The sequence below is a fragment of the Micromonospora sp. D75 genome (genome assembly GCF_018070405.1).
Classification (GTDB): Bacteria; Actinomycetota; Actinomycetes; order Mycobacteriales; family Micromonosporaceae; genus Micromonospora; species Micromonospora chalcea.
On the sequence record NZ_JAGPXV010000274.1, the window covers coordinates 1 to 7,530 of the forward strand.

The window sequence follows — 7,530 nt, forward strand, 5'->3', positions numbered from 1 at the left end:
GCCCGCCGGGCGGCCCCGCCGGTCCGACGGCCCCCGCGGCGCGGAGCGCAGCGGCGCACCCCGTGGCGATCTGAACGCGCGCCGCAACCGGCTGCGCGAGGTGATCGAACCGGTCGTCGCCGCGGCCGGCTACGACCTGGAGGACCTTTCCGTCTCCCGCGCCGGACGGCGGCACGTGGTCCGGGTGATCGTGGACGCCGACGGCGGGATCAACCTGGACGCCGTGGCGGACGTCTCCCGCGCGGTGTCGGCGGCCCTGGACGCGGCGGAGGAGTCCGGCGGCGACATCGTGGCCGGCGAGTACCAGCTGGAGGTCAGCTCGCCCGGCGTGGACCGCCCGCTCACCCTGCCCCGGCACTGGCGGCGCAACGTGGGCCGGCTGGTCAAGGTCACCGTCCGCGGCGACGCCGGGGACCGCCAGCTCACCGGCCGGATCACGGCCGCCGACGACGAGCGCGTGGAGCTGGAGACCGACGCCGGCCCCGTGGCACACCCGTACGCCGAACTCGGGCCCGGCCGGGTCCAGGTGGAGTTCAGCCGCCTGGACGACCTGGCCGACGAGGACCTCGGCGACGACACAGACACCGACGACGACGAAGATCTGGAGGACGAGGAGAGGTGAACATCGACCTCGCGGCGCTGCGCGCCCTGGAGCGCGAGCGGGAGATCCCGTTCGACACGATCCTCGCGGCGATCGAGACCGCGCTGCTGACCGCCTACCGGCACACCGACGGCGCCGAGTCGCACGCCCGGGTGGAGATCGACCGCAAGAGCGGGGCCGCCTCGGTCTTCGCGCAGGAGCTCGACGCCGACGGCACCGTCACCCGGGAATGGGACGACACCCCGCACGACTTCGGGCGGATCGCCGCCATGACCGCCAAGCAGGTGATCCTCCAGCGGCTGCGGGAGGCCACCGACGAGGTGCACTTCGGTGAGTACGTGGGCCGCGACGGTGACCTGGTCACCGGCGTGGTGCAGGCGCACGAGACGCGCCGGGAGAAGGGCATCGTCAGCGTCGACCTGGGCAAGCTGGAGGGTGTCCTGCCGCAGTCCGAGCAGGTCCCCGGCGAGCGGTACGAGCACGGCGAGCGGATCCGCTGCGTGGTCGTGCACGTCGCCAAGGGCATGCGCGGGCCGCAGATCACGCTGTCCCGGTCGCATCCGGCGCTGGTGAAGAAGCTGTTCGCGCTGGAGGTGCCGGAGATCGCCGACGGCACCGTGGAGATCGGCGCGATCGCCCGTGAGGCAGGTCACCGTACGAAGATCGCGGTCCGCTCGACCGCGTCCGGCGTCACCGCCAAGGGCGCCTGCATCGGCCCGATGGGGCAGCGGGTCCGCGCGGTGATGAGCGAGCTGCACGGCGAGAAGATCGACATCATCGACTGGTCGGACGACCCCGCGACGTTCGTCGGCAACGCGTTGTCGCCGGCCAAGGCGCTGCGGGTCGAGGTGGTCGACCTGGCCTCCCGTACCGCCCGGGTGACGGTCCCGGACTTCCAGCTCTCGCTCGCGATCGGCCGGGAAGGGCAGAACGCCCGCCTGGCGGCCCGCCTGACCGGTTGGCGCATCGACATCCGGTCCGACGCGGAGACCGCGGCCCCGCAGAGCCGGGGCGGAGCTGATCACGTCCCGGAGCCGGGCGGCGCGATCTCCGGCGGCTAGGGGTAGACTTACTCAGTGGCACGACGCGCGATTCCGGAGCGCACCTGTGTGGGCTGCCGGAAACGGGCGCCGGCCAGCGAGTTGTTGCGGGTTGTCGCGATCGGTGACGAGGCTGGTCACATCAGTCTCAGGCCCGATCCGGCCCGCAGACTGCCGGGTCGGGGAGCGAACATGCACCCTGATCCGGCCTGCTTCGCGCAGGCGGTGCGGCGTCGCGCCTTCGGGCGGGCACTGCGCCTCACCGGGGTTCCTGACCACGGTGCGCTTGCGGAGCACGTCGACGCGCAACCCCCGACGACCGGTCAAGCCCGACCGGTCGAGGGTCGCTAGCAAGGTAGGACGACCGACATGAGCACACGATGAAGTCCCTGAAATGACCAGGCTTCAAGTGCACGAGTGAGGTCGCTGCGGGTGCTGCCCGCACGACCTCGGAGTGAGGAGTGCAGTGGCAGGAAAGGCCCGCGTACACGAGCTTGCCAAGGAGCTCGGGGTCGAAAGCAAGACCGTTCTCGCCAAGCTCAAGGAAATGGGCGAGTTCGTGAAGTCCGCGTCCAGCACCGTCGAGGCGCCTGTCGCCCGGCGGCTGCGTAGCGCCTTCGTAGCCGGTTCGTCGGCGCCCGCCGGCCCGCCGGCTGCCGCGCCCAGCGGTCCGGCACCGACCCCGACGCCCACCCCGACCCCGGGTGCCCCCCGGGTCTCGGCCAAGCCGATGCCGCCCCGGCGTCCGGCTGCGCCGACCCCTGGACCGAAGCCCAAGGGCCCGGTCCCCGGCCCGCCGCAGCCGGCGACTCCGGTCGCCAAGCCGGCGAGCGCGCACGACATCGAAGTGGCGGCCGCCGAAGCGCGTGCCGCCGCGCTGAAGGCTGAGCAGGAGGCCGCGGTCAAGGCCGCGCAGGCCGCCCGCCAGCAGCAGCGCGAGACCGTACGCCGGGAGCCTCCGGCCGAGGGCGGTCCCCGTCCCGGCCCGCGTCCCGGCCCGAACGCCATGCCGCCGCGTCCGGGTTCCCCGGCCGCCGGTCGCCCCGGCGGTCCGGGCCAGGGTCAGGGCCCCGGTGCCCGGCCGGGCGGTCGTCCGCCGGCGCGCGGCGCCGGTAACAACCCGTTCGGCATCCAGGGCGGCCAGCAGCAGCGGCCCCCGGCCGCCGGTGCGGGCGGTCCCCGTCCCAGCCCGGCCGGCATGCCGCCGCGGCCCAGCCCGGCGTCGATGCCGCCGCGGCCGAGCCCGGCCTCGATGCCGAGCCAGCGTCCGACCACCGGCCGTCCCGGCGGCCCCGGTGGCGGTCGTGGCGGACCCGGTGGTGGCGCCGGTCGTCCCGGCGGCGGTGGCGGTGGCTACCGCGGTGGACCCGGTGGTGGCGGCGGTGGCGGTGGCTACCGCGGCGGTCCCGGTGGTGGCGGCGGTGGCGGTGGCTACCGCGGCGGTCCCGGCGGCGGTGGCGGTGCTCCCGGCGGTGGTTTCCGTCCGGGTGGTCCGGTCGGCGGCGGTGGCCGTCCCGGTGGCGGCGGTCGTGGCCGTGGCGGTGGCGCTGCGGGTGCCTTCGGGCGTCCGGGTGGTCGCCCGACCCGCGGTCGCAAGTCCAAGAAGCAGCGCAGACAGGAGTTCGACAACCTGTCGGCCCCGACCATGTCCTCGGGCGCGCCCCGCGGTCAGGGTCAGGTCGTCCGGTTGTCCCGTGGCGCCTCGCTGTCGGACTTCGCCGACAAGATCAACGCCAACCCGGGTTCGCTGGTCCAGGAGATGTTCAACCTGGGCGAGATGGTGACGGCGACCCAGTCGTGCTCCGACGAGACCCTGCAGTTGCTGGGTGAGCACCTCGGCTTCGACGTGCAGATCGTCAGCCCGGAGGACGAGGACCGCGAGCTGCTCGCGCAGTTCAACATCGACCTCGACGCCGAGGTCGCGGCGGACCGCCTGGTCAGCCGTGCGCCGGTCGTGACCGTCATGGGTCACGTCGACCACGGTAAGACCAAGCTGCTCGACGCGATCCGCAAGGCGAACGTGGTGGCCGGCGAGGCGGGTGGCATCACCCAGCACATCGGCGCCTACCAGGTCCACGTCCCGCACGAGGGCGAGGACCGCGCGGTGACGTTCATCGACACCCCGGGTCACGAGGCGTTCACCGCCATGCGTGCCCGTGGCGCCCAGGTCACGGACATCGTGATCCTGGTGGTGGCGGCGGACGACGGCGTGATGCCGCAGACCATCGAGGCGCTCAACCACGCCAAGGCGGCGGACGTGCCGATCGTGGTCGCGGTCAACAAGGTCGACAAGCCCGAGGCGAACCCGGACAAGGTCCGCCAGCAGCTGACCGAGTACGGCCTGGTCGCCGAGGAGTACGGCGGCGACACCATGTTCGTCAACGTGGCGGCCAAGCCCGGCATCGGCATCGAGGAACTGCTCGAGGCCGTGCTGCTGACCGCCGACGCGTCGCTGGAGCTGACCGCTCCGATCGACGGGCCGGCGCAGGGTGTCGCGATCGAGGCGCACCTGGACAAGGGCCGTGGCGCGGTGGCGACCGTGCTGGTGCAGAAGGGCACCCTGCGTGCCGGTGACTCGATCGTCGCCGGTGGGGCGCACGGCCGCGTGCGGGCCATGCTGGACGAGAACGGCAAGCCGGTCGACGAGGCCGGTCCGGCGCGTCCGGTCATGGTGCTGGGTCTGACCACGGTGCCGGGTGCGGGTGACACCTTCCTGGCCGCCGAGGACGACCGCACCGTGCGGCAGATCGCCGAGCAGCGGCAGGCGCGGAGGCGGGCGGCGTCGTTCGCCAACTCCCGTGGCCGGGCCACCCTCGAGACGCTCATGGAGCAGCTCAAGGAGGGCGAGAAGACCTCGCTCAACCTGGTGCTCAAGGGCGACGTCTCCGGTTCCGTGGAGGCGCTCGAGGACGCGCTGTTCAACCTCGACATCCCGGAGGAGGTCCAGCTTCGGATCATCCACCGGGGCGTGGGCGCGATCACCGAGAGCGACGTCATGCTCGCGAGCGCCTCGTCCGAGGCGGTCACGATCATCGGCTTCAACGTGCGGGCCTCGAACAAGGTCCGCGAGATGGCCGACCGCGAGGGCGTGGAGATCCGGTACTACACGGTCATCTACCAGGCCATCGAGGAGATCGACGCCGCGCTCAAGGGTCTGCTCAAGCCGGAGTACGAGGAGGTCGAGCTGGGCACCGCGGAGATCCGCGACGTCTTCCGCTCGTCCAAGATCGGCAACATCTCCGGCTGTATCGTCCGGTCCGGCCTCATCCGCCGCAACGCCAAGGCGCGGCTGCTGCGGGACGGTGCGGTCGTGGCGGACAACCTCACGATCAGCTCCTTGAAGCGGTTCAAGGACGACGCGACCGAGGTCCGCGAGGGCTTCGAGTGTGGTCTGACGCTGGGCGGCTACAACAACGTCCAGGTCGGCGACGTCATCGAGACGTTCGAGATGCGCGAGAAGCCGCGCGCCTGAGTTCCACACGTACGACCGGCCGGCGGCCGGGGCCTTCGGGCCCCGGCCGTCGCCGTTTTCCCAGGCTGCGACAATCTGCGGCGTGATCCGGTACGCGCTGCTCCTCGCCCCCTCCGCCAACCGCGTCTACGCCGACGCGGCGGCCCGGCTGGCCCGCGCCGAACTGGCCGTGTTCGCCGGTTCCGGCGTGCTCGACGTGGTGCCGGGCGACGCCGAGGTCACCCGGATCGGCGGGGTGGAGTACCTGACGTTCACCGCCCCCGAACCCGGACTCGGCGAGCGGGACCTGGCCCACCTGGCGAACCTGTCGGCGGCGTACGCGCTGTTCGAGCGGGTCGGTGACGACCTGCTGCGGCCGGTGCCGCTGAGCCCGCTGGCCCGGTACGACTCCGACCTGATCACCATCCCCAAGTACGCCGGCAAGACCAACGAGCAGTTCACCCGGCTGCTGCTCAACGTCACAGTGCTCGCCTCCGCCGCCGCGCCGCGGATGCTGGACGGGCCGGTGGTGGTGCTGGACCCGCTCTGCGGCCGGGGCACCACGCTCAACCAGGCGCTGATGTACGGCTACGACGGCATCGGGGTCGAGCGCGACAGCAAGGACGTCGACGCGTACGCGACGTTCCTGCGTACCTGGCTGCGCCGAAAGCGGCTCAAGCACACCACCGAGTCGACGTCGGTGCGCCGGGACCGCAAGCTGGTGGCCCGCCGGTTCGAGGCGGTGCTCGCGCCGTCGCGGGACGAGCACCGGGCCGGGGCCACCCAGCGGGTAACCGTGCTGAACACCGACACCACCCGGGCCCGCGAGGCGCTGCGCCCCCGCTGCGCCGACGTGATCGTGACCGACGCGCCGTACGGGGTGGCGCACGGCAGCCGTACCGATCAGGGGTTGTCCCGCAGCCCGCTGGAGCTGCTCACCGCGGCCGTGCCGGTGTGGCGGGAGCTGCTGCGCCCCGGTGGCGCGCTCGGGCTGTCCTGGAACACCCACGTGGCGCCGCGGGCGCAGGCGGAGGCGGTGCTGGCCGACGCCGGGCTGCGCGTGCTCGACGGCCCCGGCTTCGGTGACTTCGCCCACCGGGTCGACCAGGCGATCGAGCGGGACGTGCTGGTGGCGGTCGCGCCTTAATCGCGTGCCGGGGTGCGCCACCCGGCGTACCGTTGCTCGCCGTGTATACCGGAACCGCACTGTTCGACCTGTTGCTCCCGGGTGACTCCCGGTCCCTGAAGGCCAAGCGGTCCTACGTCCGGCCGATCGTCGCCGCGCTGCGCAAGTTCGAGGTCTCCGCCGCCGAGGTGGGGGCGCTCGACCTGCACGGCCGGGCCGAGATCGGGGTGGCGGTGGTGGCCGCCGAGCCGGCCCACGTCCGCGAGGTGCTCGACTCCTGTGAGCGGCTGGTCGCCGCCCGCCCGGAGACCGAACTGCTGTCGGTGCGCCGTCGCCTGCACGGCGAGGACGACTGACGGCGCGTCGCGCGGTACTCCGCCCGTGCCGCGTGAGGTCCGGTGGGACGCGGGTAGTGTTCTTCAGCGTTGGGCGGTCGGACCCGGCGGCGCCCACGCGCCCGCCGTCTCCGGCCGACGGCCCGGGTCGCACGGTGACCCGGCGCCGTCATCGGTACAGGTGATCCCGGAGGTGGGGGACATGACGGATCAGGCAAAGGTTCGCCGGCACGCGGAGCGTATCCGGGAACTCGTCGCGTCGGTGGTGCGCAGCCAGATCAAGGACCCCCGGCTCGGCATGATCACGATCACCGACGCCCGGATCACCGCCGACCTGCGCGACGCCACCGTCTTCTACACGGTGCTCGGTGACGCGGCGGCCCAGGCGAGCACCGCCGCCGCGCTGGAGAGCGCCAAGGGCATGCTGCGCAGCACCGTCGGCAAGGCCCTCGGGCTGCGGCACTCGCCGACGCTGACCTTCGTCCTCGACGACGTGCAGGACCAGGTCAAGCACATCGACGACCTGCTAGCCGCTGCGCGTACCGCCGACGCCGAGGTGCAGCGGCTGGCCGCCAAGTCCTCGTACGCGGGCGACGCCCAGCCGTACCGGGTCGAGGACGACGAGGACGCCGCGGACGACGAGCCGGCCGCCGACGACGAGCCGCGCGAGGGCGACCGCCGGTGACCGAGGTCGCCGTCGCGGGTGGCCTGCCGGCCGGCCCGGCCGAATCGGAGTGGGCGGCGGCCGTCGCGGCGGTACGCGACCTTCCCGCCGACGCGCGGGTGCTGCTGATCTGCCACGTGAACCCGGACGGGGACGCGCTGGGCAGCATGCTCGGCTTCGGGCTGGGTCTGCGGCGGCTCGGCGTACGCGATCTCCAGGCGACCTTCCCCGGCCCGCCGGAGGTGCCCGAGCCGTTCCGCTGGATGCCCGGCGTGGAGCTGCTGGTGCCGCAGGACGACACGTACCCCGATCC

General features: G+C 73.0%; 7 protein-coding genes and 1 pseudogene. All 8 read left to right on the top strand.

Going from position 1 to position 7,530, the window contains the following annotated elements; translation table 11 throughout:
* The coding region (rimP, locus tag KBX39_RS17370) for a ribosome maturation factor RimP (RefSeq protein WP_210871533.1) at nt 1-622 on the top strand (622 nt) is incomplete at its 5' end.
* On the top strand, nt 619-1,662 hold the full coding sequence (gene nusA, locus KBX39_RS17375; protein WP_210871535.1) for a transcription termination factor NusA: 1,044 nt from the start codon (nt 619-621) through the stop codon (nt 1,660-1,662). The genes rimP and nusA, both read left to right, overlap by 4 nt.
* Before the next feature lie 15 nt (nt 1,663-1,677).
* A pseudogene (locus KBX39_RS17380) lies at nt 1,678-2,014 on the top strand (YlxR family protein).
* Between the two features lie 93 nt (nt 2,015-2,107).
* Complete coding sequence (infB, locus tag KBX39_RS17385) at nt 2,108-5,113, top strand: translation initiation factor IF-2 (RefSeq protein ID WP_069089329.1); 3,006 nt, start codon at nt 2,108-2,110, stop codon at nt 5,111-5,113.
* Nucleotides 5,114-5,195: 82 nt separating this feature from the next.
* Nucleotides 5,196-6,239: a TRM11 family methyltransferase gene (locus tag KBX39_RS17390; RefSeq protein WP_064447082.1), complete on the top strand. Its 1,044-nt coding sequence runs from the start codon at nt 5,196-5,198 to the stop codon at nt 6,237-6,239.
* A gap of 41 nt (nt 6,240-6,280) precedes the next feature.
* Complete coding sequence (locus KBX39_RS17395; protein ID WP_043325814.1) at nt 6,281-6,574, top strand: DUF503 domain-containing protein; 294 nt, start codon at nt 6,281-6,283, stop codon at nt 6,572-6,574.
* A 181-nt stretch (nt 6,575-6,755) separates the two neighbouring features.
* Nucleotides 6,756-7,238, top strand: coding sequence for a 30S ribosome-binding factor RbfA (gene rbfA / locus KBX39_RS17400; protein WP_043330546.1), 483 nt, complete (start codon nt 6,756-6,758; stop codon nt 7,236-7,238).
* Nucleotides 7,235-7,530: bifunctional oligoribonuclease/PAP phosphatase NrnA (locus tag KBX39_RS17405; RefSeq protein ID WP_369010114.1), on the top strand; the 296-nt coding region annotated here is incomplete at its 3' end. The genes rbfA and KBX39_RS17405, both read left to right, overlap by 4 nt.

Coding starts and splice junctions, on each gene's coding strand:
- rbfA (WP_043330546.1), top strand. CDS start 6,756: ATGACGGATCAGGCAAAGGTTCGCCGGCACGCGGAGCGTATCCGGGAA.